Here is a 24,130-nt window from a genome sequence, read left to right as displayed (position 1 = left end):
CGACCCTAGCCGCCCGGGCCGACGCGGCGGATCCGGTGCAGGCCGTGCCGGCGGCAGGTGCTCACGTCAGCTTTCGGACGAGGGCGAAGAACATGGCGTCGGTGCCGTGGACGTGCGGCCACAGCTGGACGTACGGCCCGTCGCCGAGCCCGGGGACGGGCCGTCCGGCCGCATCCGTGAAGAGCTCGCGGGCGTCGACGACCTCGACGTCGCGGCGCCGCTTGACGACGTCGGACACGACGAACCGGGTCTCGGCGATGTGCGGGCTGCACGTGGCGTAGCCGATGACGCCGCCCGGGGCGACGGCGTCGAGGGCCGAGGCCAGCAGGGCGCGCTGGAGCGGCGCGAGCGCGGCGACGTCGGACGGCTGGCGGCGCCACCTCGCCTCGGGCCGTCGGCGCAGCGCGCCGAGGCCCGTGCACGGGGCGTCGACGAGCACCCGGGCGTAGGCCTCGGGCTCGTCCTCGCCGAGCTCGCGGCCGTCGGCCGTGCGCACCTCGATGCGACGGCCGAGACCGTCGGCGTGGCGGCCGAGCGCCGCGAGCGTCCGGCGGACGAGCTCGGCCCGGTGGGGGCTCACCTCGACGGCCGTGAGGTCGGCGCCGGCCTCCACGGCCAAGGCACCGAGCACCCCGGCCTTGCCGCCGGGTCCGGCGCACAGGTCGAGCCACCGGGCGGGCGCGCCGGGTGCGACCTCGGCGCGGGCGAGCGCGACGGCGAGCAGCTGGGAGCCCTCGTCCTGGACCGCGGCCCGTCCCTCCCGGACCGCGGCGACCGCCCCCGGGTCCCCGCCGCGCAGCACGACCCCGAGCGGGGAGAGCGCGCTGGGCTCGGCGTCGGCGGCCGCGACGAGCTCGGCGACGCTGCTCAGGCCCGGGCGGGCGACGAGGTGGACGCGCGGGGGGTCGTTGTCCGCCTCGAGGAGGGCCTCGAGCTCGGCGTCGACCGTGGCGGCGGTCGCCCGGCCGTGCCCGAGGAGCGATGCCCGCAGGGCGGTGACGACCCACTCGGGGTGGCTGTGGCGCACGCCGAGGGAGACCGCTCCTCCCCCGGGGGGCACGACGGCTTCACGCCACTGCTCGAGGTCGCGTTCGCTGACCCGGCGCATGACGGCGTTGACGAAGCCCCCGGCGCCGGCGCCGGCGACGACCGTGGCGAGCCCGACGGTCTGGTCGGCCGCGGCGTGGGTGGCGACCCGCATCCCGAGCAGCTGGTGGGCGCCGAGGCGGAGCACGTCGAGCACCTGCGGGTCGATCCGGGTGAGCGGCCGGCCCGCCGCGTCGGCGATGACGGCGTCGTAGAAGCCCTGCCACCGGATCGTGCCGAACCCGAGCTCGGTCGCGAACGCGGCGTCGCGACCGTCGAGGCGGTGGCGGCGCAGGATGGCCGGAAGCTCGAGGTTGGCGTAGGCGCCGTCGGCGACCCCGCGCAGCAGCGTGTAGGCGGCGAAGCGGGTCGGCTCGGCGCGGCGGGTCCGAGCGGACGGCGCCGTCGCACTGCGTCGCCGCGGCCCTCGGGCGCCGCCTCGTGCACGGTCCGGACCGCTGGGTCGCTGCCGTCCGCGCCCCTCCGGTCGACCTCCGCTCGGGCCTCCCTGCTCAGCCATCGAACCGCTCCCCCGGCGCGATGCGGATGCCGCGCGCCCAGTCCGCGGCCGCCATCGGCTTGCGTCCCTGGGCACGCACCTCGCCGAGCCGCACCGGCGAGGACCCGGTGCCGACGAGCACCTCGTGCTTCGTGACGAGCAGCTCGCCCGGGACGAGCGCGGGCTGGGACGTCGAGGCGGCGGCAGACGAGGCGACGGCAGACGAGGCGGCCGGCATCCCGGGAACGTCACCGGCCGGCATCCCGGGAGCGACCCCGGCCGACATCCCGGGAGCGACCCCGGCCGACATCCCGGGGGCGACCCCGGCCGGCATCCCGACCGGACCGAGCTTGAGCCGCTCACCCCGCAGGGTCGTCCACGCGCCCGGTGCGGGGGTGCACCCGCGCACGTGCCGGTCGACGACGTGGGCCGGCAGGCGCCAGCGGACCCGCGCCTCGTCGCTCGTGAGCTTGGGGGCGTGGCTCACGCCGTCGGAGGGCTGGGGCACCGGTCGCAACGAGCCGTCGGCGAGGCCGTCCATCGTCGCGACGAGCAGCCCGGCCCCGGCGTGGGCGAGCCGGTCGAGGAGGCTGCCCGCGGTGTCGTCCAGGCGGACCCGCTCGGTGAGCGTGCCGAGCACGGGACCGGTGTCGAGCCCCTCTTCGAGGACGAAGGTGCTCGCCCCGGTGACGTCGTCGCCGGCCATGAGCGCCCGCTGCACCGGAGCCGCGCCCCGCCAGGCGGGGAGCAGCGAGAAGTGCAGGTTGACCCAGCCGCGTGCGGGGACGTCGAGCGCGGCCCGGGGCACGAGCGCACCGTAGGCGACGACGGGGCAGCAGTCGGGGGCGAGGTCACGCAGCCGCTCGAGGAATGCGGGGTCGCGCGGCGTCGGGGGCGTCAGCACCTCGAGCCCGTGCTCGAGGGCGACCTGCTTGACCGGAGACGGCGCCAGGGTGCGCCCGCGACCGGACCGGGCGTCGGGGCGGGTGACGACCGCGACGACCTCGTGCGACGAGGCGAGCAGGGCGCGCAGCGAGGGCACTGCCGTCTCGGGGGTGCCGGCAAGGACGAGGCGCACTCAGCGCCTCCCGAGGGCGCCGACGTGCGGGCTGACCCGCACGACGGGGGGCGTCGCCCCCCAGTCGGTCTCCCGGACGAGGCGCATCGCCTCGCGGCGCCGCTGTGGGTCGAGCCGGTCGATGAACAGGATGCCGTCGAGGTGGTCGGTCTCGTGCTGCACGGCCCGCGCCAGGAGGTGCGTGCCCTCGATGGTCGCCGGCTCCCCGTGCATCGTGCTGCCGTGCGCGACGACCCGCACGGCGCGCGGCGTGTCGAGGCGCAGCCCCGGGAAGGACAGGCAGCCCTCCTGGTCCGTCTCCTCCTCGTCACCGAGCCTCAGCTCGGGGTTGACGAGGTGCCCGATGACGCCCTCGACGTGGTAGGTGAACACCCGCAGGCCGACCCCGAGCTGGGGTGCCGCGAGCCCCGCCCCACCGGCGTCGAGCATCGTGTCGGTGAGGTCGGCGACGAGGCGGCGCAGCTCCGCGTCGAAGTCGACGACCGGCGCCGCGGGGGTGCGCAGGACGGGGTCGCCGAAGAGGCGGATGGGGGTGACGCTCACGCCGGGGAGTCTAGGACGGATGCCGTGGCGCGGGTCACGTCGTCGGGTCGGGTGGGTCGACCCGGACCGACACCGGCTCCGGGTCCTTGCGGGCCGAGGCGCGCGCTCGCAGGGCGGCGAGCTCACGGGTGAGGGCGGGCCCGTCGGCCGGGGGCACCGTGACGACGGTGCGCCAGCGCTCCTCGCCCGTGTGGGCGCCCGGGCGCATGGGACCGAGCGGCAGGGGGCCGAGGACGGCCGCCGCGACGGGGAGGTCGAGCTCACCGACGGCGGCCTCGAGGGCGTGGCGGGCGCCGGTGAGCACGGCGAGGCGAGCGGCCGGCGGCAACGACAACCCCCGCCGCTCGTCGAGCTCGCGCTCGGCGAACCAGGCGGGGTCCCAGCGCACGAGCGCCTCGACGGCGGGAACGGGCACGTCGGTCGGCGCACCACAGAGCACGACCCGACCACCCTCGGCACCGGGACGCACGAGGGCCGCGGCCGCCAGCCACCGGCGCAACGACTCCTCCCCCGCGGTGAGGCTGGGGCGGTCGAGCAGCGCCCAGGCGTCGAGCAGGAGCGCAGCCGTGTAGCCGCCGGGCACCACGGGCTCGGCCCCCGGCGTGGACACGACGAGCCGCGGACTCGCCGCGACGGCATCGAGGACCGTGCCTGCTCCCGAGCGTTCGACCGGCACCCCGGGGAAGGCCCGCCCGAGCTCCTCGGCCGTGCGCCGCGCCCCCGTGACGGAGGAGCGCAACCGGAGGCCACCGCACGAGGGGCACGAGAACCCGGTCTCGACCCGGCCGCACCACCGGCAGGCCGGGGGCGCCTGCGGCCCGGGCAGGCCGAGCGGGCCGGCGCAGGTGGGACACCGGGCCGGCCGGCGGCACTCCTGGCACGACAGCGAGGGCAGGTACCCGCGGCGGGGCACCTGCACGAGGACCGGCCCGTCGACGAGTGCCTCCTTCGCCGTGCGCCACGCGATGCTCGGCAGGTGCGCGGCGGCGACCGCCGGGTCGCGCTCGGCGTCGTGTCCCTCCCCCGCCACCCGCACGGCGGGCACGGCGCGGCGCACGACCCCCCGCGGCGCCTCGACGGGCCGGAGGACCCCACGGTCGACGAGGCCGGCCACGGCGACCGACCGGCCGTACCCGGCGGCGAGCACGCCGGCGCCGTGCACCGCGGCGCGGGCGAGGATCACCTCGCGCACGTGCGGGTACGGGGCACGCGGCTCCTCGAGGAGGTCGTCGCCGTCGTCCCACCAGGCGAGGAGCCCGAGGTCGCGAACCGGGGCGAAGGCCGCCGCGCGGGTCCCGACGACGACGTCGACGTGCCCGCGCAGGGCCTTGAGGTAGGCCGTGTACCTCGCTTGCGGACCCTGGTCGGCCGTGAGCCTCGTGTGCCGCCCCGGCCCCAGGACGCGGGTCAGGGCGGGCTCGAGGCGCGCGACGTCGCGGTGGTCGGGGACGACGAGCACGGCGCCGCGCCCGCCGTCGACGGCGGCCCGGGCCGCCTCCGCGAGCAGGGACGGCCAGTCGGTCTCGGGATCCGTCGAGGGGAGCGTGACCACCGACGCGGCGGGCGCCCCGCCGTCGGTCAGGTGCCCCAGGAAGGCCGCACCGGCCGGGTAGGGGGACCAGGCCTGCGGCGAGCGCACGGGCAGGGGTGGCCGCGGCCGTGGCTGCGCGGCGAGGGCCTTCTCGGCGGTCGCGTGCCGCGGAGGCACGGCGAGGCGCAGCACGTCGCCGAGCGACCCGGCGTAGCGGTCGGCCAGCACACGGGCCGCCTCGAGCACCTCGGGGGCGAGGACCGGTTCCGGCGACACGACGCGCCTCAGGGGGCTGAGCCGGCCGGGGTGGTCGGCGTGGTCGCGGCGGTCGAGGACGAAGCCGTCGAGGTCCTGCCCGGCGAAGCGCACCTTGACCCGCACCCCCGGCGCGGCCGTCGTGGCCATCGAGGTGGGCACGGAGTACTCGAAGGGGCGGTCGAGGTGGGCCAGCCCGGTGTCGACCTGGACGAGCGCGACCGGCTGCACGTCCGTCGTGGGGTCGTCGCCGGCGAGCCGACGGGGGCGCCCGGGGGCTCTCGGCACGTGCAGCGCGAGCTGCCGTGCCTCGTTCTCCCGGGTCGCCGTCATGGCCCCGAAACTAGCGGAGCCCACCGACCGCGACCGGGTCGTCGGCTCGCGCTGTGGACACCGGCCCGGCAGGGCTCGGCTGTGGACGGCCCGGCCCTCAGCCGCGCGCCGCGCGCTGGAGGTCCTCCACCCGGTTCGTGCGCTCCCACGTGAAGCCGTGGTCGACCCCGTCGGCGTGGGTCCGGCCGAAGTGGCCGTAGGCGGCGGTCGCCTTGTAGATCGGGCGGAGGAGCTCGAGCTCCTCGAGGATCGCGGCGGGGCGCAGGTCGAAGGTCGCGACGATGGCCGCCTGGATGCGGTCGGCCGGCACGGTCTCGGTGCCGAACGTCTCCACGTAGAGGCCGACGGGCTGCGCCTTGCCGATCGCGTAGGCGACCTGGACCTCGCAGCGCCGGGCCAGGCCCGCCGCGACGACGTTCTTCGCGACCCACCGGGTCGCGTAGGCGCCCGACCGGTCGACCTTGCTCGGGTCCTTCCCGGAGAACGCGCCGCCACCGTGCCGGGCCATGCCCCCGTACGTGTCGACGATGATCTTGCGGCCCGTCAGTCCGGCATCCCCCATCGGGCCGCCGATGACGAACTTCCCGGTCGGGTTGATGTAGGCGCGGAAACCGTCGGTGCGCAGCTCGGTGCCGGCGTCGCGCAGCTCGGCGAGCACCGGGTTGATGACGTGCTGGTGGACGTCCGGCTCGAGAAGCCCCTCGAGCGAGACGTCCTCCGCGTGCTGGCTGGACACCACGACAGCATCGAGCGAGACGGCCCGGTCGCCGTCGTAGCCGATGGTCACCTGGGTCTTGCCGTCGGGGCGCAGGTAGGGCAGCTCACCGCCCTTGCGGACCGCGGTGAGCCGCTCCGCGAGGCGGTGCGCGAGGAACACCGGCAGCGGCATGAGCTCGGGGGTGTCGTCGCAGGCGTACCCGAACATCAGGCCCTGGTCACCCGCCCCCTGCTTGTCGCGCGGGTCCACGCCACCGGTACGGCTCTCGAAGGCCGTGTCGACGCCCTGGGCGATGTCCGGGCTCTGCTGGCCGATCGAGACGCTGACCCCGCACGACGCCCCGTCGAACCCCTTCGTCGAGCTGTCGTAGCCGATGGTGAGCACGGTGTCGCGCACGATCTTCGGGATCTCGACGTAGGCCTCGGTCGTGACCTCTCCCGCGACGTGCACGAGGCCGGTCGTCACCATCGTCTCGACGGCGACCCGGCTGCGGGGGTCCTGCGCGAGCATCGCGTCGAGGATGGAGTCCGAGATCTGGTCGCAGATCTTGTCCGGGTGCCCCTCGGTGACGGACTCGGACGTGAACAGGCGTGCGGACACGCGGTACTCCTTCGGGTGGGATGGGACCGACCGCGCCGAGCGGTCCCGTGCTCGGGTCAATCTACCCGCGCCCCTCCCCGCCCGCCGACACCGTCCGCGGCCTCCCCGATCGTCTGGGATCATGGGGTGCGTGTCAGACGGCTCGGCGAGAGAGGCGACGGCGGTGGACGCGGCCGCCGGAGCGCCCGTGACCCCCGTCGACGAGGCGCTCTCCGTCCTCACCCGGGCCCAGGCGCTCGCCGATCGCCTGCGCGCCGAGGCGCACCGCGAGGCCACCGAGGCCACCGCCGAGGCGAGCCGGGTGCGCGGCGAGACCCGGGAGGCCGCACACGAGCTCGAGCAGCTGCAGGCCGCCGCGCGCTCCGCGCGCGAGGAGTGCGAGCGACGCCTCGAGGAGACCCGCGTCGAGGTCGAGATCATGCTCACCGACGCGGCCGACCAGGCGTCCCTCCTGCGGGCGCGGGCGACCAAGGCGAGTGACGAGGCCGTCGCCGTCGCCGAGGAGCAGGCCGAGGCCCGGCTCGCCGAAGCCCGGGCCACCGCCGGCGAGCTGCTCGAGCGCGCCCGGCTCGAGCACGAGAGCACGATGGGCCGCCTCGCCGACGAGGAGCGCGCCCACCAGGAGCGCTGGTCCCGCGAGCACGACGCGCACGCTGCCGAGCTCGCCGACCTGCGCTCGACGACGCTCGCCGACCTCGAGCGGCTGCGCCGCGAGAGCGAGGCGTACGCCACGACGCAGCGCAGCGAGGCCGACCGGCACGTCGCGGCCCGGCTGGCCGAGGCCGAGCAGCTCGACGAGGGCTCGCGCGCCCGCGCCGACGAGCTGCTCCGATCGGCCCGCGAGCAGGCCGCCGCGCTCGTCGCCGAGGCCCGCGCCGAGGGCGACGAGCTGCTCACCGCCGCCGAGGCGCACCTCGCCTGGGCGCAGGGCACCGTGCGCGACATCCTCGCCCGAGCCGAGGCCGATGCCGAGGCGCGCTCGCGGTCCCACCACCAACAGCTCGCCGAGCGGTCCCGCGCCCACCGCCACCGGGTGCAGACCCTGCTCGGCAGTGCGACGACCCGCAGCCGCGACCGGCTCGCCGAGGCCGAGGCCGAGGCGACCCGGATGCGCGAGCAGGCCACCGCGGTGCTCGCCGAGGCGCAGGCGGATGCCGCCCGCACGCGCGCAGCCTCCGCTCGTGAGGCGGAGCGGGTGCTCGACGAGGCCCGGGCCCGTGAGGCCGAGGCCCACGAGCGCGCCGAGCGCCGGCTCGCCGAGGCCGAGCAGGGGGCCGGCCTCGTGCGCCAGCGGGCCGCCGAGGACGTCGAGCGGATGCACCGGGAGGCCCACGAGCACCACCGGGCCGCTCGCGCCGAGATCATGCGTGCCTCGCAGGAGGCTCGCGAGCGGGCCGACACCGTGCGGGCCGAGGCCCAGGCCGTCGTCGAGCGGGCCAGGGCCGAGGTCCACACCCTCGCCGCCCGTCGCGACGCGATCACCGCCCAGCTCGGCAACCTCTCGGGGGTCATCGACGCCCTCGCCGTCTCGCCGGAACCTGATCCACCCACCCCTGACCAGGAGTCATCATGAACCAGCCGGAGTTCCCGACCGTCTTCCGCGGGTACGACCCCGTGCAGGTCGACCAGCACGTCACCGCTCTCCAGCAGGCCGCGGACGCGGCCCGCCAGGAGGCGGCGCAGAGCTCGGTCGAGCTGACCAAGCTCCGCCAGGCCCACAACGCGCTCGCGGTGCAGCTCGAGGCCCAGCGCGACAGTGTCGCAGAGCTCGAGGAGCAGGCGCGCCGGGTCTCCAGCCCCACCTTCACCGACCTCGGGGAGCGCATCGGTTCGATGCTCACCCTGGCCGACGAGGAGGCCGCCGCCATCCGCGGGACGGCCGCCGAGGAGGCCGCCCAGACCCGGCTCGCCGCCGACGAGGCAGCCGCCCTCGTGCGGGCCGAGGCCGACCGCTACGCCGAGGAGGTGCGCTCGCGCGCCGAGGTCGACGCCTCCGAGGCCGTCTCGCGCGCCCGGCAGGAGGCCGACTCGATCGTCGACGACGCCGCACGCGAGGCCGCCGCCCGTCGCGAGGAGGCGGAGGCGTACTTCGAGAAGCAGCGCGCCACGGCAGCCGCCTCCGCCGCCGACTTCGAGCGCACCCTCGGGGAGCGGCGCGAGCGCGCCGCGGCGGAGTTCACCGCCCAGATGGCCTCCCAGGACCAGGCCCTGGCCGCGGTCCAGGAGCGCGCCGACCTGCTCGCCCGAGAGGCCGAGGACGAGCGGGCCACCGCCTCTGCCGAGGCCTCCCGCCACCTCGAGGCCGCCCGCGCCGAGGCTGCCGCCCTCGTGGCGTCCGCGAAGGACCATGCCGAGCGGATCCGCCGCGACTCCGAGCGCGAGCTCGCAGCCGCCACGGCCCGCCGCGACAGCATCACCGCCCAGCTGAGCAACGTGCGCAACATGCTCGCCACCCTCGGCGGCACCGCCGCCGTCGCCGACGTGGCGGACGTCGACGCGCACACGGCCGTCAGCGCCGACGAGGACACCGAGGGCGAGGAGCCCGCCGACCTGGACGCGCACACCGAGGTCGCGGCTGACGCCGAGGTCGGGGAGCAGACCGGGATCGAGGCGAACTCCGAGGCCGAGGAGCCCGCCGACGTGGAGGAGCGGGCCGAGGTCGACGAGCCCGCCGACGTGGAGGAGCAGACCGAGGTCGAGGGTCACGCCGGGGTCGAGGCCAAGCGCGAGGCCCACGCCCACCGCTGACGACCCGGCGGCGCGGGGTGGTGGGCGGTCAGAGCAGCGGCAGGACGGCATCCCAGACGGCGTGCGCGATCTCGCCCTTCGAGGCGGGCCCGACGTCGGTGACCGTGTCGGACCCGCGACGCAGGATGTGCACGGTGCTGTCATCGCGCCCGAAGGTCACCCCGACCCCGACCTCGTTGACGACGAGCAGGTCGCAGCCCTTGCGGGCCAGCTTGGCCCGCCCGTGCTCGAGCACCGTGCCCTCGGCGTCGCCGGTCTCGGCCGCGAAGCCCACGATGACGGGTGAGCCGGCGGCACCACGGGCGGCGACGAGCCCGGCGAGCACGTCGGGGTTGCGCACGAGCTCGACGACCGGCGCCGACTCGTCGGCGCTGCCGTCGGCACCCGTCGCGTGCGTCTTCTTGATCTTGTGGTCGGCGTACGCCGCGGGCCGGAAGTCGGCCACCGCCGCCGCCATGACGACGACGTCGGCGCCGCGGGCGGCATCCGTGACGGCCGCCTCGAGCTCGAGCGCGGTCTCGACGGGCACGACGTCGACGCCGACCGGGGTGGGCAGCGACGACGACGACACGAGTGTCACGCGGGCGCCACGCGCGGCGGCGGCCTCGGCGAGGGCGTGGCCCTGCTTCCCCGATGACCGGTTGCCCAGGTAGCGCACCGGGTCGAGCGGCTCGCGCGTGCCACCGGCGCTGACGACCACCCGGCGACCCTCGAGGTCCCGCCGGGCGGATGCCGTCGCCTCCCCCACGGTCGTGTCCCCCACCGTTTCTCGCGCCCTCGCCGGCGTGGCCGCCGCAGCAGATCGGGCGAGCTCGCGCTCGCACACCGCGTACAGGTGCTCGGGCTCGGGCAGTCGCCCGGGACCGGTGTCACGGCCGGTCAGCCGCCCGGACGCCGGGGGCACGACGTGGACGCCGCGCTCGCTCAGGGTACCGACGTTGGCCTGCGTGGCGGGGTGCTCCCACATCTCGGTGTGCATCGCCGGCGCCATGACGACGGGGCAGCGGGCCGTGAGCAGGACGTTCGTGAGCAGGTCGTCGGCCTGGCCCGTGGCGGCGCGCGCCAGCAGGTCGGCGGTCGCGGGCGCGACGACGACGAGGTCGGCCTGCTGGCCCAGGCGCACGTGGGGCACCTCGGTGATGTCGGACCACACGTCGGTGTGCACCGGCTGGCCCGACAGGGCCGACCACGTCGCCTCCCCGACGAAGCGCAGCGCCGCGGCCGTCGGCACGACGGTGACGTCGTGGCCACCCTCGGTGAGCAGCCGCAGGAGCGAGCAGGCCTTGTACGCCGCGATGCCCCCGGCGACCCCGAGGACGACCTTCACGAGGTCACTCCTCGGTGGGCGTGGAGGTCAGGAGCCCCTCGTTGATCTCGCGCAGGGCGATCGACATCGGCTTCTCGTGGACCTCGGAGTCGACGAGCGGACCGACGTACTCGAGCAGACCCTCCTGGAGCTGGGCGTAGTAGGCGTTGATCTGGCGGGCCCGCTTCGCCGAGTAGAGGACGAGCGCGTACTTGGAGTCCGCGCGCTCCAGCAGCTCGTCGATCGGCGGGTTGGTGATGCCGATGGGGTCGGCCTTGGTTCCGGACACGCGTCAGTCTCGCTTCGCTTCGGGGACGGGGGATCTCATCAATGATACGAGTTCCTCGGCCGCCCGCCGGACGTCGTCGTTGAGCACGACGGCGTCGAACTCCTGCGCGGACGCGAGCTCGACGCGGGCCGTGGCGAGCCGGGCCTCGCGCTCCTGCGCGTCCTCGGTGCCGCGGCCGACGAGCCGGCGGACCAGCTCGTCCCACGTCGGGGGGGCGAGGAAGACGAAGAGGGCGTCGGGCATCGTCCGGCGCACCTGCCGGGCGCCCTGCAGGTCGATCTCGAGCAGGGCCGGACGCCCCGCGTCGAGAGCCCGTTCGACGGGCGCCCGAGGGGTGCCGTAGCGGGCCCGGCCGTGGACGACGGCCCACTCGAGGAGCTCTCCGGCAGCGGCCATCCGGTCGAACTGGGCGTCGTCGACGAAGTGGTAGTGCACTCCGTCGACCTCCCCGGGGCGTGGTCGACGCGTCGTCGCGGAGACGGAGAGCCAGACCTCGGGATGGTGCTCGCGGACGTAGGCCGCCACGGTCCCCTTCCCTACAGCGGTGGGACCGGCGAGGACGGTGAGGCGGGAGCGGCCCGTCACGACCGCCCGAAGCGGTCGAGGAGCGCGGCGACCTGGTTCTGGCCGAGACCACGGACGCGTCGGCTCTCGGAGATGCCGACCTCCTCCATGATCTGGCGGGCCCGCACCCGGCCGACGCCGGGCATGGACTCGAGGAGGGCCGACACGCGCATCTTGCCGATGACGTCGTTGGTCTTGCCGTCGGTGATGACGTCGCTGAGCGAGGCGCCCGAGTGCTTGAGCCGGTGCTTGACCTCGGCGCGCTCGCGCCGGGACGCCGCGGCCTTCTCGAGGGCGGCGGCACGCTGTTCGGGGGTGAGCGGCGGAAGAGCCACGGGAGGAGTCCTTCGTCGACATGCGGGAGCTGGCTTCTCAACTCCCGGCGGTACGCGCTCGACTCTATCGCGCAGGCCACGGGACGTCCGGCACGTCGGGGGTCCCAGCCCCCGAGGTGCCGGACGCTGCGCCCAGCCCCCACGGGACGTCCGGCACGTCGGGGGTCCCAGCCCCCGAGATGCCGGACGCTGCGGGGTCAGCCCACCGCGGCCCGGACGGCCTCCGCCTCCCGTGCGGCCGCGCCGGCGAGCGCGGTGACCGAGGGCCCGGCCGACAGCACCGAGCGCGAGACGTTGGGCAGCACCTGCCCCAGGGCCGACCCGAACACCGCCCGCAGGTGCGCCGGCCCGGCTCCCTGGGCGCCCAGCCCGGGCGCGAGCAGGGGGGCCGCGCTCGCGGTGAGGTCGAGGCCGAGGCGGGACACGGCATCCCCGACCGTCGCGCCGACGACGAGTCCGACGTGCCCGAGCTCGCCCCGGGCGGCGGCGGCTGCGTTGTCGGCGGCAGCGCCGGCGACGACCGATGCCGCGACCGAGCGACCGTCCGCACAGGCGTGCTGCACCTCGGGCCCCTCCGGGTTCGAGGTGAGCGCGAGGACGAACACGCCGCGCCCGGTGGCCGCCGCGAGGTCGAGGGCGGGGCGCAGCGAGCCGTAGCCGAGGTAGGGGCTCACCGTGAGCGCGTCGGCCCGGCCCGGGCCGTCGTCGGAGAGGAACGCCTGGGCGTACGCCTCCATCGTCGACCCGATGTCCCCGCGCTTCGCGTCGAGGATCGTCATCGTCCCGGCGTCGCGCAGGTCCGCCAGCACCCGCTCGAGCACCGCGACCCCGCGCGACCCGAAGACCTCGAAGAACGCGGACTGCGGCTTGACGACCGCCACCCGTGCGGCGAAAGCCTCGACGCACGTCATCGCGAAGTGCTCGAGCCCCGCCACGGTGACCGGCAGGTCCCAGGCGGCGAGCAGGGCCCGGTGCGGGTCGATGCCGACGCACAGCGGGCCGTGCTCGTCCATCGCGGCTCGCAGCCGCACGCCGAAGGGGCGGCGGGTCGTCACGGGCGGAGTCGTCACGGGCGGACCATCCTCTCGTGGGCGATGCCGACGACGTCGGCGAACCGGGTGAAGCCGTGCCGGACGACCTCGGCCTCGAGCTCGTCGACGACCCGCCGCGGTCGGGACGGGTCGTTGAACGTCGCGGTGCCGACCTGCACGGCGCACGCCCCTGCGGCCACGAGCTCGAGCGCGTCGCGCCCGGTGCGCACTCCCCCGACCCCGACGAGCGGCGCCGTCGGCAGGCGACCGTCGCGCATCGCGGCGGTGACCTGCCACAGCGCGCGCACGGCCACCGGGCGGATCGCGGGGCCGGACAGGCCGCCGGTGACCCCCGCGAGCTGGGGGCGCAGAAGGTCGGTGTCGATGACCATGCCGAGCAGGGTGTTGATCATCGTCAGCCCGTCGGCGCCCGCGAGGAGGGCCGCCTCGGCGATCCCCACGATGTCGGTGACATCCGGCGTGAGCTTCGCGAGGATCGGGGTGGTCGACGGCAGCCGGTCGCGCACGATCCGCACGACCAGGTCCGACGACACCGGGTCGCAGGCGAAGACGAGGCCGCGGTTCGCGACGTTGGGGCACGAGATGTTCACCTCGACCCCGACGACGGCGCCGAACGCCGGGCTCGCCGCGAGCCGCTCGGCGACGTCGCCGAACTCCTCGGCCGTGGTGCCGGCGATCGAGACGAGCACCCGCGCGCCCACGGAGGCCAGCCAGGCGAGGTCCTTCTCGACGAACGCGTCGATGCCCGGGCCCTGGAGCCCGATCGAGTTGAGCATGCCGGATGCCGTCTCGGCCATCCGCGGCGTGCCCCGGCCCGAGCGCGGTGCGGCCATGACCGTCTTCGTCACGAAGGCGCCGAGCTCGGGGACCGGGAAGAACCGGTGCAGCTCCTGCCCGTTGGCCGCGCAGCCGGATGCCGTCATGACCGGGTTCGGCAGCGTGACCGGTCCCAGCGTCGTGCTCATGTCGACCATCAGTGACCCCCTGCCCGCGGCGCCCCGAGCGTGTCGGCGGGCACCCGGCAGATGCCGTCGCCGAAGGAGTCCCAGCGCACCCGGTCGCCCCGGAAGACCGGGCCCTCGACGCACGAGCGGACCATCCGGGTCACGCCGTCGTTGCCCGTCACGGGCATGACGCAGGTCATGCACACCCCGACCCCGCAGGCCATCGACTCCTCGACGGCCACCTGGGCGACGGCGCCGTGCCGCCCGGCGATCTCGGTGACCGCGCGCAGCATGGCCATCGGGCCGCAGCCGTAGACGACGCCGGCACCGGTGCGGTCGACGACCTCGCCGAGGACGTCGGACACCCAGCCGCGGCGGCCCGCCGACCCGTCGTCGGTCGTGACGCTCACCCCGTCGGCGCCGCGCCGGGCCTCGACGACGCCGAACAGCCGGTCCTCGGACGCCGCGCCGAGCACCATCTCGACGTGGCAGCCCCGCTCGCGCAGCGCCTCGGCGAGCCAGAAGAGCGGGGCCGAGCCGTAGCCGCCCCCGACGAGCACGCAGGGCACCGGCTCCGCCGGCAGCGGGAACGGGCGGCCGAGCGGGCCGACGACGTCGACGGGGTCGTGCACGCGCAGCCCGGTGAGCCACGTCGTGCCCGGGCCGTGCGCGGCGACGACGACGTCGACGGTGCCGCCGTACGTGCCCGACGGCTTGACCTTGTGGATGGAGAAGCAGCGCCGCAGGAGGGTGGCCGACGTCGGGCCTCCCACGGCGAGGGCGACGAACTGCCCGGGACGGGCCAGCTCGGCGACGCCGGGGGCGACGAGCGTGAGGTGGTGGTAGGCCCCGGCGCGCCGGGTGGCGATGAGCTCTCCGGTCACCTGGACGACCCCGCTCACGCCCGCGCCTCCACGCCGTAGAGGTCTAGGGCGGCCGCGTGGTCCTGCAGCGAGGTGACGTCGAGCTCGCCGGTGATGATGGCCTCGATGGCCTGCACGGCCGCCGCGAGCTGCTGCACCGTCGTGATGATCGGCTTGTCCATGGCGGTCGTCGCGGCGCGGATCGCGTAGCCGTCGGCCCGGGCCGACGCACTCGGCCCGCTCGGGCTGTTGACGACCATGTCGACCTCGCCGGCGTTGATCCAGTCGACGATGGAGCGCCCCTCGGGGCCCCGTTCGGCGTGCTTGAGCACGACCTCGGCCTCGATCCCGTTGCGGCGCAGCACGTCCGCGGTGCCAGACGTGGACACGATCCGGAAGCCGAGGTCGAGCAGCCGCTTGACGGGGAAGATGATCGCCCGCTTGTCGCGGTTGGCGACGGACACGAACACCGTCCCGGTCGTCGGCAGCCCGCTGATCGCGCCGAGCTGCGCCTTGGCGAAGGCGCGGCCGAAGTCGGTGTCGATGCCCATGACCTCGCCCGTGGAGCGCATCTCGGGCCCGAGCAGGCTGTCGACGACGAGCCCCTCGGCGGTGCGGAACCGCTTGAACGGCAGCACCGCCTCCTTGACCGACATCGGTGCGTGCGCCGGCATCCGCCCGCCGTCCGTGTGGGCGGGGAGCACCCCCTCGGCCCGCAGCTCGGCGATCGACGCCCCGAGCATGATCCGGGCCGCGGCGTTCGCGAGCGGCACCCCCGTCGCCTTCGCGACGAACGGCACCGTGCGCGACGCCCGGGGGTTGGCCTCGAGGACGTAGAGGATGTCCTGGGCGAGGGCGAACTGGACGTTCATGAGCCCCCGCACGCCGATGCCCTCGGCGAGCCGGAGGGTGGACTCCCGCACCCGCTCGAGCTCGCTCGCACCGAGCGTGACCGGCGGCAGGGTGCACGAGGAGTCGCCCGAGTGGATACCGGCCTCCTCGATGTGCTCCATGATGCCGCCGACGTACATGTCGACTCCGTCGTAGAGCACGTCGACGTCGATCTCGATCGCGTCGTCGAGGAAGCGGTCGACGAGCACCGGGTGCTCGGGGCTCGCGACCGTCGCCCGCTCGACGTATCCGCTCAGTGTGACGTCGTCGTAGACGATCTCCATGCCCCGCCCGCCGAGGACGTAGGACGGACGGACGAGCACGGGGTAGCCGATCTCGCGGGCGATCTCGACCGCCTCGTGGGCGCTGTACGCGGTGCCGTGCTTGGGCGCCGGCAGGTCCGCCTCGTGGAGCACCCGGCCGAACGCCCCGCGGTCCTCGGCGAGGTCGATGGCCTCGGGCGAGGTGCCGACGATCGGCACCCCCTCGGCCTTGAGCGCCTTCGCGAGCCCGAGCGGCGTCTGCCCCCCGAGCTGCACGATGACCCCGGCGACCGGGCCGGCCCGGCGCTCGACGTGGACGACCTCGAGGACGTCCTCGAGGGTGAGCGGCTCGAAGTACAGGCGGCTGCTCGTGTCGTAGTCGGTGGACACCGTCTCCGGGTTGCAGTTGACCATGACCGTGTCGTAGCCGGCGTCGCGCAACGCGAAGCTCGCGTGGACGCACGAGTAGTCGAACTCGACGCCCTGGCCGATGCGGTTCGGCCCCGACCCGAGGATGAGGACGGCGGGGCGCTCGCGCGGGGCCACCTCGTCCTCCTCGTCATAGGTGCTGTAGTGGTAGGGCGTGAGCGCCGCGAACTCGGCCGCGCAGGTGTCGACCGTCTTGTAGACCGGGCGCACCCCGAGCGCGTGCCGCACCCCGCGGACGACGGCCTCCGGCATCCCGCGCAGGGCCGCGACCTGTGCGTCACTGAACCCGTGGCGCTTGGCCAGCCGGAGGAGGTCGGGGTCGAGGCCGGGGGCGTCGGCGACGGCGTCCGCGACCTCCTCGATGAGCACCATCTGGTCGAGGAACCACGGGTCGATGCCGGTGACCTCGTGCACCTCCTCGACCGACAGGCCGCCCCGCAGTGCCTGCTGGACGAGCACGATGCGACCGTCGGTGGGGCGGCGGGCGTCGGCGAGCAGGGCGCGTGCCCCCTCGGTCGTCGGGCGCGAGCCGTCCCAGTGGAAGCTGCTGCCCGTCTTCTCGAGCGAGCGCAGCGCCTTCTGGAGCGCCTCGGTGAAGTTCCGGCCGATCGACATCGCCTCGCCGACCGACTTCATCGTCGTCGTCAGGGTGTCGTCGGCGGCCGGGAACTTCTCGAACGCGAACCGGGGCACCTTGACGACGACGTAGTCGAGCGTCGGCTCGAAGGATGCCGGGGTCTCCCTCGTCACGTCGTTGGGCACCTCGTCGAGGGTGTAGCCGATCGCCATCTTCGCCGCGATCTTCGCGATCGGGAACCCGGTGGCCTTCGACGCCAGCGCCGAGGAGCGGGAGACGCGCGGGTTCATCTCGATGACGATGATCCGGCCGTCGGCGGGGTTGACCGCGAACTGGATGTTGCAGCCGCCGGTGTCGACGCCGACCTCGCGGATGACCGCGATGCCGATGTCGCGCAGCCGCTGGTACTCGCGGTCGGTCAGGGTGAGCGCCGGGGCGACCGTGATCGAGTCGCCGGTGTGCACACCCATCGGGTCGAGGTTCTCGATCGAGCAGACGACGACGACGTTGTCGGCGTGGTCGCGCATGACCTCGAGCTCGTACTCCTTCCAGCCCAGGATCGACTCCTCGAGGAGCACCTCGGTGACCGGGCTGTACTGCAGGCCGGCGCCCGCGATGCGCACGAGCTCGTCCTCGTCGTGGGCGAACCCGCTGCCCAGACCGCCCATCGTGAACGACGGGCGGACGACGACGGGGAAGCCGAGGTCCTCGGCCGCGGCGAGCACCTCGCCCATCGTGTGGCAGATGACCGAGCGGGCCGACTCTGCGCCGCAGCGCTCGACGACGCCCTTGAACTTCTCGCGGTCCTCGCCGAGCTCGATGGCCTCGACGTTGGCCCCGATGAGCGGACAGTCGTACTTCTCGAGCACCCCGCGGTGGTGCAGCTCCATCGCGCAGTTGAGCGCGGTCTGCCCGCCGAGGGTCGCGAGCACGGCATCCGGTCGCTCTTTGGCGATGATCCGCTCGACGATCTCCGGGGTGATGGGCTCGACGTAGGTCGCGTCGGCGAACTCGGGGTCGGTCATGATCGTCGCGGGGTTGGAGTTGACGAGGACGACGCGGATGCCCTCCTCGCGCAGCACCCGGCAGGCCTGGGTGCCGGAGTAGTCGAACTCGCAGGCCTGGCCGATGACGATCGGGCCGGAGCCGATGACGAGCACGCTCGTGATGTCCTGCCGCTTCGGCACGTCAGGCCACCTCACCGTGCGTGGTGTCGCGCGTTCGGGCACTCGTCATGAGGTCGACGAAGCGGTCGAAGAGGTAGGCGGCGTCGTGCGGACCGGCGGCCGCCTCCGGGTGGTACTGCACCGAGAAGGCCGGCACGTCGAGGCACTCCAGGCCCTCGACGACGTCGTCGTTGAGGCAGACGTGGCTGACCCGCACCCGGCCGAAGGGCGTCTCGCTCTCGCGGTCGAGCGGGGCGTCGACGGCGAACCCGTGGTTGTGCGCGGTGACCTCGACCCGGCCGGTGGAGCGGTCCAGGACCGGCTGGTTGATGCCGCGGTGGCCGTACTTCAGCTTGTAGGTGCCGAACCCGAGGGCCTTGCCGAGGATCTGGTTGCCGAAGCAGATGCCGAAGTAGGGGATCCGCTCGGTGAGCACCTCGCGCAGCAGCGTGGCCTGCGGCTCGGCCGTGCTCGGGTCACCCGGCCCGTTGGAGAAGAAGACGCCGTCGGGCTCGACGGCCCGCACGTCCTCGATGGTGGCCGTCGCGGGCAGCACGTGGACCTCGATGCCCCGCTCGGCCATCATCCGCGGGGTCATCGACTTGATGCCGAGGTCGACGGCGGCCACGGTGAACCGCCTCTCCCCCACCGCCGGCACGACGTACGCCGTGTCGGTGGCCACCTGCTCGGCGAGCGAGGCGCCCTCCATGGCGGGCGAGTCGATGACCTGGGTGAGGAGGCGCTCACGGGGTGCGCTCGCGGCATCCCCGCTGAAGATGCCGACGCGCATGGCGCCGCGCTCGCGCAGGTGGCGGGTCAGGGCGCGGGTGTCGAGGTCGCAGATGCCGACGACGCCCTGGGCGTCGAGCTCGTCCTCGAGGGAGCGGCGCGAGCGCCAGCTCGAGGGTCGCAGCGCGGGGTCGCGCACGACGAAGCCGGCGACCCAGATGCGCCCGGACTCGTCGTCCTCGTCGTTCCAGCCGGTGTTCCCGACGTGCGGGGCGGTCATGACGACGACCTGGCGGTGGTAGCTGGGGTCGGTGAGCGTCTCCTGGTAGCCGGTCATGCCGGTGGAGAAGACGGCCTCGCCCACGGTCGTGCCGCGGTGCCCGAAGGCGCGGCCGGTGAAGGTGCGGCCGTCCTCGAGCACGAGCACGGCGGGCTCGCGGGTGGTCAGCATGCGGTGGGCTCCCCTCCTCGCGCGGTCACGGTGCCGCGCAGGATCGTCGTGTGGACCGCGCCGGTCAGGGTGCGGCCGTGCCACGGGGTGTTGCGGGACAGGGACTGCGACGCGTCGCGGTCGACGGTGACCGTGGCGGCGGGGTCGACGAGCACGAGGTTGGCCGGCCCACCGGGGGCGAGCGGACGGCCGTGGTCGGCGAGGCCGGCGATGCGGGCCGGGCCGGTGGACAGGAGCCGGGCGAGGTCGGCCCAGCCGAGCCGGCCGTCGGCGACGAGCAGGTCGTGGACGACCGAGAAGGCCGTCTCGAGGCCGAGCATCCCGAAGGCGGCGTCGACGAACGCGTGCTCCTTGTCGTGTCGGGCGTGGGGGGCGTGGTCGGTGGCGACGGCGTCGATCGTGCCGTCGAGCAGGGCGTCGACGAGGGCCGCGCGGTGCTCGTCCGGGCGCAGCGGCGGGTTGACCTTGAAGACCGGGTCGTAGCCGGCGAGCAGGTCGGTGCCGAGTGCGAGGTGGTGCGGGGTGACCTCCGCGGTCATCCGGATGCCGCGCGCCTTGGCCCAGCGCACGACGTCGACCCCCTCCGCCGTGCTCACGTGGGCGACGTGGACGCGGCTGCCGGTGTGCTCGGCGAGCATGGCGTCGCGGGCGATGACGCTCGCCTCGGCGACGGCCGGCCAGCCCGGCAGCCCGAGCCGGCCCGACAGCTCGCCCTCGTGGCAGCAGGCCTGGGGCCCGGCGAGGCTCGGGTCCTGGCTGTGCTGCGAGACGACGCCGTCGAACGCGCGGACGTACTCCAGGGCCCGACGCATGACCCGGGCGTCGGCGACGCAGCGGCCGTCGTCGGAGAAGACCCGCACCGCGGCGCGCGAGCGGTGCATGAGCCCGAGCTCGGCGAGCTCGGCGCCCTCGAGGCCCTTGGTCACGGCCCCGACCGGCACGACGTCGACGAGCCCGGCGGCGCGCCCGAGGTCGAGGATGCGCTCGGCGGCCTCGGCGGTGTCCGTGACGGGGCTCGTGTTCGCCATCGCCAGCACCGCGGTGAAACCACCGACGGCCGCGGCTCGGGAGCCGGACTCGATCGTCTCGGTGTCCTCCCGGCCCGGTTCGCGCAGGTGGGTGTGCAGGTCGACGAAGCCGGGAAGGAGCACCAGCCCGTCGGCGTCGACGCGCTCTGCGTTCTTCGGCGCGTCGACGGTGCCCACCTGCGCCACGACCCCGTCGGTGAGCAGCACGTCGCCGCGCTCGGAGGTGCCGTCGACGGCATACCAGGTGGGGCCGGTCAGCAGGAGGGAGCTCACGCGGCCACCCCCTCTCCGGCGAGCAGGTGGTACAGGACGGACATCCGCACGGCAACCCCCGCCGACACCTGGTCGAGGACGAGGCTCTGCGCGGCGTCGGCGGCGTCCGCGCTGATCTCGAGGCCGCGGTTCATCGGGCCGGGGTGGCAGATGACGGCCTGCGGGTTGGCGTCGGCGAGGGCGCGGAGGCGCTCGCGGGTGAGGCCGAACCCGATGGTGTACTCGCGGGGCGTCGGGAAGAATCCGCCGCTCATCCGCTCGCGCTGCACGCGCAGCATCATGACGGCATCCGGCCCGCTCGCGAGCAAGGCGTCGAGGTCGTCGCTCAGCTCGAGCCCGTCGGCGGCGGCCCAGGCCCCGATGCCGCTCGGCATGAGGGTCGGGGGCGCGACGAGGGTGACGTGGGCGCCCAGGGTGCGCAGCGTGATGGCGTTGGAGCGGAACACCCGGCTGTGGGTGAGGTCGCCGACGATGGCGACGTGGGCCCCGTCGAGGTCGCCGAGGCGGTGCTCCATCGTGTAGGCGTCGAGCAGGGCCTGGGTGGGGTGCTCGTGGGTGCCGTCCCCGGCGTTGACGACGCTCGCGTCGACCCACTGGCTCACCTGGTGGGCGGCCCCGCTGGCCATGTGCCGCATGACGATGGCGTCGACCGACATGGCGTCGATCGTGCGCACCGTGTCGCGCAGCGACTCGCCCTTGCTCGCGGAGCTGCCCTTGCCGGTGATGTTGATCGTGTCGGCGCTCATCCACTTGCCGGCGATCTCGAAGCTGCTGCGGGTGCGGGTGGAGTCCTCGAAGAAGAGGTTGATGACGGTGCGGCCGCGCAACGTCGGCAGCTTCTTGACGTCGCGGCGCTGGACCTCGTGCATCTCGGATGCCGTCGCGAGCAGCATCCGCACGTCGTCGCGGGTGAGGTCGGCGCTGGAGAGCAGGTGGCGGTTCACCGCGGCTCACCCCCCGCGATGCGCACGACGTCCTCGACGCCGTCGAACCCGGACAGGCGCACCTGCACCTTCTCGGCGTGGCTCGTCGGGAGGTTCTTGCCGACGTGGTCGGCGCGGATCGGCAGCTCGCGGTGTCCGCGGTCGACGAGCACGGCGAGCCGGACCGCGCGGGGGCGGCCGAGGTCGGAGAGCGCGTCGAGGGCGGCTCGGATGGTGCGCCCGGAGTACAGGACGTCGTCGACCAGGACGACGACCTTGTCGTCGATGCCTCCCGCCGGGATGACGGTGTGCATCGGTGCCCGCGTGGGCTGGTGGCGAAGGTCGTCGCGGTGCATCGTGATGTCGAGACTGCCGACGGGGACGTCGGCGCCCTCGACCTCGCGGATGAGGTCGACGAGCCGGTGGGCGAGCTCGACCCCACGGCTCGGGATGCCGAGGAGGACGAGGTCGTCGGGCCCCTTGTTGTGCTCGAGGACCTCGTGCGCGATGCGGCGCAGGGCCCGGGACACGTCGCTCGCGGAGAGGACGGTGCGACCGGACGGGTCGAGGGGGTGCCCGGCGGGCACGGTGCTGTCGGCACGCGTCACGACGCGGACCTCCTTCCCTGCCTCACGGGACAGGTCGTTAAAGGATGTCTGGGTGCTGCGGGGCCCACCGTACCGGGTCGCCGGGCGGGTCCCGACGACGGCTCGCGGAGTGGACGGGGGTGGACGTCGCGAGGGCACCAGGACCCACCGGCCCCGTCAGGGCACCGGGGGCGGGTCGTCCTCCCAGGACCGCCCGGGGCCGAGCGAGCGCTCGACCTCGAGCCCGTGGGCGTCGGCGACGCGCCGCACCCGGTGCACGAGGAGGGCGAGGTGGCCCGGGTCCGCGCGGCGCTGCGAGTCCTCGGGGGCGCCGGTCACCGTGACGCGCACCGCCGCGACGCCGGCGTCCCCGGAGGTCCCACCAGCAGCGTCCAGCGTCACCACCGCGCGCCACCACCCGGCGCCGGGGTCGATGACGACGAGCAGGTCATCCGGAGGAACCGGCTGCCGCGCCGACGCTCGCGTACCCGCCGCCTGCCCGGCGAGCTCCGCCGCCACGTCCAGGGCCTGCGCCCTCTCGAGCCGCGGGCGTCGACGCAGCGGGCCCCGAGCCCGGGGGCGCAGGAGGTGGGTCTCCCACGGCGAGAAGGACTCGAGAGCCTGTCGCGCCCAGTCCTCCTCGGTCCGCACCCGGGTTCCGACGAGCTCGTCGACGAGCGCCGAGAGGGCACGGGGGTCCGCGCCGGACCGGATGCGCTCGATGCAGCCGAGCACGCCGCGAACCGGCGCGTGCGCCGTCCCACGACCGTCGTCCGTGACGACGAGCAGCCCCGCGTCCCGGCTCGTGCCCGGCGCCCAGCGTGCTCCGACGGCGCGGGCCCCCTCGACCTCGAGGTCCCCCGCCCGCACGGCGAGCGCGTCGAGCACGGGAAGCGCCCCCGCCGGCAGGGAGCCGGCGAGCACGCGCGCCCCGGGTGCACCCGCCCACCACGGGGGTCGGGCGCCCAGCGGGGCGTCGCGGCCGGCCCAGACCCCCTCGAGCGCGCGGACCGCGTCGTCCAACCCCGGGCGATCGTCGGCCAGGCCGGCGAGCGGGCCGCCGGCGGACCGGAGGGCGGCCCACGCGACCCTGGCCGTCCCGAGCCGGTCGGCCGGCCCACCCTGCGTCGTCACACCCCGCACCCTGACACGCGGCGTCGTCGGAGACCACATGTCGGGATCTATAACTTATCGCTATACATGAACTAACCTGGTGTGATGCAATGGGGGCCGCGGGCCCGTACCCGGCCCGCCCCGCCACGTCGTGAAGGAGGCCACCGTGCACCCGTCCGTCCCGCCCCCCACCCACCGTGACGCCTCCTGTCGCGACGCCTCCGCCGGAGCTGCGCCCGCCGCCCCGGCGCCCGCTCCGCTCTTCCCGCCGAGGGACGCCGACGACGAGACCCGCCGCCGCTGGCTCGCGACGTCGCCCTGGCCGGAGGTCGTGTTCGCCTCGGCCGGTGCGGTCTGACGCCTCCGGGCCGCCCGTCCCGACGCCGGAGCCCCGGTGGCGAGGAGTCCTCGCCACCGGGGCCCGGTGTACTGCGGCGGGTGCGGTGCGCCTCAGAAGGCGCCGCGGTCGTACGTGCCGCCGTAGTACGTGCCCAGGCGGTCTCGATAGGCCGCGTCGTCGGACATCATCGTGTCGTCGAACTCCGGGGAGTCCTTGATCTGGTCCTTGGTCCGGTCCACGTAGACCTTCTCCTCGTTCCAGTCGACCCGGTCGATCGTGCCGGCCGGCAGCATCACCTTCCGGCCGAAGATCCACGGTCCGGTGTCGACGACGACATAGCTGCTGCCGACGTCGAGCGTGGCTCGGTCGATCTTGCCGATCGAGCCGTCGACGGCCTCCACGGAGAACCCGGTCAGGTCCTTGCCGCGGGACGACACCTCAGCGCTCTCGCGATAGTTCCAGGCATCCCAGGTACGGGTGGCCATGGCTTTCTCCTCTCGTTCGAGTGTTGCGGGCACCGGCACTCCTACCCGCCCAGCCACGGCCGAACCACGCTCTCAGGAAACGCTCAGGTGGAGATCCGCCGGGGCGGCGGCACCCGTCGGGCCCACTCCCC

Annotated in this window: 22 protein-coding genes; 3 read left to right on the top strand and 19 right to left on the bottom strand. The window is 74.9% G+C overall.

What is annotated here, in order from left to right; all coding sequences use genetic code 11:
* Window positions 1–61: 61 nt before the first annotated feature.
* The 5 genes from ABD899_RS06180 to metK all read right to left on the bottom strand — a co-directional run bounded on the left by ABD899_RS06180 (window position 62) and on the right by metK (window position 6,643).
* The gene (locus ABD899_RS06180; protein ID WP_345203584.1) at window positions 62–1,606 is read right to left on the bottom strand and encodes an RsmB/NOP family class I SAM-dependent RNA methyltransferase; all 1,545 of its coding nucleotides are present in this window, start codon (window positions 1,604–1,606) and stop codon (window positions 62–64) included.
* On the bottom strand, window positions 1,599–2,663 hold the full coding sequence (gene fmt, locus ABD899_RS06175; RefSeq protein WP_345203582.1) for a methionyl-tRNA formyltransferase: 1,065 nt from the start codon (window positions 2,661–2,663) through the stop codon (window positions 1,599–1,601). The genes ABD899_RS06180 and fmt overlap by 8 nt, the downstream gene beginning before the upstream one ends.
* Window positions 2,664–3,206 carry a peptide deformylase gene (def, locus tag ABD899_RS06170; RefSeq protein ID WP_345203579.1) on the bottom strand — a complete coding sequence of 181 codons (543 nt, stop codon included), beginning with the start codon at window positions 3,204–3,206 and terminating at the stop codon, window positions 2,664–2,666.
* Window positions 3,207–3,240: 34 nt separating this feature from the next.
* On the bottom strand, window positions 3,241–5,325 hold the full coding sequence (locus tag ABD899_RS06165) for a primosomal protein N' (RefSeq protein ID WP_345203578.1): 2,085 nt from the start codon (window positions 5,323–5,325) through the stop codon (window positions 3,241–3,243).
* A gap of 97 nt (window positions 5,326–5,422) precedes the next feature.
* Window positions 5,423–6,643: a methionine adenosyltransferase gene (gene metK / locus ABD899_RS06160; RefSeq protein WP_345203576.1), complete on the bottom strand. Its 1,221-nt coding sequence runs from the start codon at window positions 6,641–6,643 to the stop codon at window positions 5,423–5,425.
* A gap of 163 nt (window positions 6,644–6,806) precedes the next feature.
* On the opposite strand from metK, the gene ABD899_RS06155 reads away from it, so the two are divergent.
* Both ABD899_RS06155 and ABD899_RS06150 read left to right on the top strand, forming a co-directional pair.
* Window positions 6,807–8,216, top strand: coding sequence for a coiled-coil domain-containing protein (locus tag ABD899_RS06155; RefSeq protein WP_345203574.1), 1,410 nt, complete (start codon window positions 6,807–6,809; stop codon window positions 8,214–8,216).
* Complete coding sequence (locus ABD899_RS06150) at window positions 8,213–9,391, top strand: coiled-coil domain-containing protein (RefSeq protein ID WP_345203571.1); 1,179 nt, start codon at window positions 8,213–8,215, stop codon at window positions 9,389–9,391. Before ABD899_RS06155 ends, ABD899_RS06150 begins: the two co-directional genes overlap by 4 nt.
* Window positions 9,392–9,419: 28 nt before the next feature.
* On the opposite strand, the gene ABD899_RS06145 is transcribed toward ABD899_RS06150, so the two are convergent.
* From ABD899_RS06145 to ABD899_RS06085, 13 genes are all read right to left on the bottom strand, one after another.
* The gene (locus tag ABD899_RS06145; protein ID WP_345203568.1) at window positions 9,420–10,718 is read right to left on the bottom strand and encodes a bifunctional phosphopantothenoylcysteine decarboxylase/phosphopantothenate synthase; all 1,299 of its coding nucleotides are present in this window, start codon (window positions 10,716–10,718) and stop codon (window positions 9,420–9,422) included.
* A 4-nt stretch (window positions 10,719–10,722) separates the two neighbouring features.
* Window positions 10,723–10,986 carry a DNA-directed RNA polymerase subunit omega gene (rpoZ, locus tag ABD899_RS06140; RefSeq protein ID WP_345203565.1) on the bottom strand — a complete coding sequence of 88 codons (264 nt, stop codon included), beginning with the start codon at window positions 10,984–10,986 and terminating at the stop codon, window positions 10,723–10,725.
* Window positions 10,987–10,989: 3 nt separating this feature from the next.
* A complete protein-coding gene (gene gmk / locus ABD899_RS06135) occupies window positions 10,990–11,571 on the bottom strand; it encodes a guanylate kinase (protein ID WP_345203563.1) in 582 nt (193 codons plus the stop codon).
* Complete coding sequence (gene mihF / locus ABD899_RS06130; RefSeq protein ID WP_345203560.1) at window positions 11,568–11,885, bottom strand: integration host factor, actinobacterial type; 318 nt, start codon at window positions 11,883–11,885, stop codon at window positions 11,568–11,570. Before mihF ends, gmk begins: the two co-directional genes overlap by 4 nt.
* 197 nt (window positions 11,886–12,082) lie before the next feature.
* Window positions 12,083–12,955: an orotidine-5'-phosphate decarboxylase gene (gene pyrF, locus ABD899_RS06125; RefSeq protein WP_345203557.1), complete on the bottom strand. Its 873-nt coding sequence runs from the start codon at window positions 12,953–12,955 to the stop codon at window positions 12,083–12,085.
* Window positions 12,952–13,902, bottom strand: a complete 951-nt coding sequence (locus ABD899_RS06120) for a dihydroorotate dehydrogenase (protein WP_345203554.1) — start codon at window positions 13,900–13,902, stop codon at window positions 12,952–12,954. Before ABD899_RS06120 ends, pyrF begins: the two co-directional genes overlap by 4 nt.
* 8 nt (window positions 13,903–13,910) lie before the next feature.
* Window positions 13,911–14,783: a dihydroorotate dehydrogenase electron transfer subunit gene (locus tag ABD899_RS06115; RefSeq protein ID WP_345203552.1), complete on the bottom strand. Its 873-nt coding sequence runs from the start codon at window positions 14,781–14,783 to the stop codon at window positions 13,911–13,913.
* Window positions 14,780–18,091: a carbamoyl-phosphate synthase large subunit gene (gene carB, locus ABD899_RS06110; protein ID WP_345203549.1), complete on the bottom strand. Its 3,312-nt coding sequence runs from the start codon at window positions 18,089–18,091 to the stop codon at window positions 14,780–14,782. Before carB ends, ABD899_RS06115 begins: the two co-directional genes overlap by 4 nt.
* A gap of 1 nt (window position 18,092) precedes the next feature.
* Complete coding sequence (carA, locus tag ABD899_RS06105) at window positions 18,093–19,250, bottom strand: glutamine-hydrolyzing carbamoyl-phosphate synthase small subunit (protein WP_345203547.1); 1,158 nt, start codon at window positions 19,248–19,250, stop codon at window positions 18,093–18,095.
* Complete coding sequence (locus ABD899_RS06100) at window positions 19,244–20,551, bottom strand: dihydroorotase (RefSeq protein WP_425474943.1); 1,308 nt, start codon at window positions 20,549–20,551, stop codon at window positions 19,244–19,246. The genes carA and ABD899_RS06100 overlap by 7 nt, the downstream gene beginning before the upstream one ends.
* Window positions 20,548–21,495: an aspartate carbamoyltransferase catalytic subunit gene (locus ABD899_RS06095; RefSeq protein ID WP_345203545.1), complete on the bottom strand. Its 948-nt coding sequence runs from the start codon at window positions 21,493–21,495 to the stop codon at window positions 20,548–20,550. The genes ABD899_RS06100 and ABD899_RS06095 overlap by 4 nt, the downstream gene beginning before the upstream one ends.
* Complete coding sequence (gene pyrR, locus ABD899_RS06090) at window positions 21,492–22,082, bottom strand: bifunctional pyr operon transcriptional regulator/uracil phosphoribosyltransferase PyrR (protein ID WP_345203542.1); 591 nt, start codon at window positions 22,080–22,082, stop codon at window positions 21,492–21,494. The genes ABD899_RS06095 and pyrR overlap by 4 nt, the downstream gene beginning before the upstream one ends.
* Window positions 22,083–22,238: 156 nt before the next feature.
* Window positions 22,239–23,195 carry a serine/threonine-protein kinase gene (locus ABD899_RS06085; RefSeq protein ID WP_345203539.1) on the bottom strand — a complete coding sequence of 319 codons (957 nt, stop codon included), beginning with the start codon at window positions 23,193–23,195 and terminating at the stop codon, window positions 22,239–22,241.
* A gap of 145 nt (window positions 23,196–23,340) precedes the next feature.
* Here ABD899_RS06085 and ABD899_RS06080 point away from each other — a divergent pair, with 145 nt between their 5' ends.
* Window positions 23,341–23,532, top strand: coding sequence for a hypothetical protein (locus ABD899_RS06080; RefSeq protein ID WP_345203537.1), 192 nt, complete (start codon window positions 23,341–23,343; stop codon window positions 23,530–23,532).
* 92 nt (window positions 23,533–23,624) lie between these two features.
* Here the strand turns inward: ABD899_RS06080 and ABD899_RS06075 are convergent, their stop codons facing one another.
* Window positions 23,625–23,999, bottom strand: a complete 375-nt coding sequence (locus ABD899_RS06075) for a PRC-barrel domain containing protein (RefSeq protein WP_345203534.1) — start codon at window positions 23,997–23,999, stop codon at window positions 23,625–23,627.
* Window positions 24,000–24,130: the final 131 nt, after the last annotated feature.

The sequence above is a fragment of the Fodinibacter luteus genome (genome assembly GCF_039541575.1).
Classification (GTDB): domain Bacteria; phylum Actinomycetota; class Actinomycetes; order Actinomycetales; family Dermatophilaceae; genus Fodinibacter; species Fodinibacter luteus.
This window is presented reverse-complemented; position numbering and strand designations above follow the sequence as displayed.

Excerpts from the sequence above, each read along its gene's own strand:
- ABD899_RS06180 (WP_345203584.1), bottom strand. The coding sequence starts at position 1,606 with ATGGCTGAGCAGGGAGGCCCGAGCGGAGGTCGACCGGAGGGGCGCGGA.
- ABD899_RS06075 (WP_345203534.1), bottom strand. The coding sequence starts at position 23,999 with ATGGCCACCCGTACCTGGGATGCCTGGAACTATCGCGAGAGCGCTGAG.
- ABD899_RS06150 (WP_345203571.1), top strand. The coding sequence starts at position 8,213 with ATGAACCAGCCGGAGTTCCCGACCGTCTTCCGCGGGTACGACCCCGTG.
- ABD899_RS06165 (WP_345203578.1), bottom strand. The coding sequence starts at position 5,325 with ATGACGGCGACCCGGGAGAACGAGGCACGGCAGCTCGCGCTGCACGTG.
- carA (WP_345203547.1), bottom strand. The coding sequence starts at position 19,250 with ATGCTGACCACCCGCGAGCCCGCCGTGCTCGTGCTCGAGGACGGCCGC.
- ABD899_RS06120 (WP_345203554.1), bottom strand. The coding sequence starts at position 13,902 with ATGAGCACGACGCTGGGACCGGTCACGCTGCCGAACCCGGTCATGACG.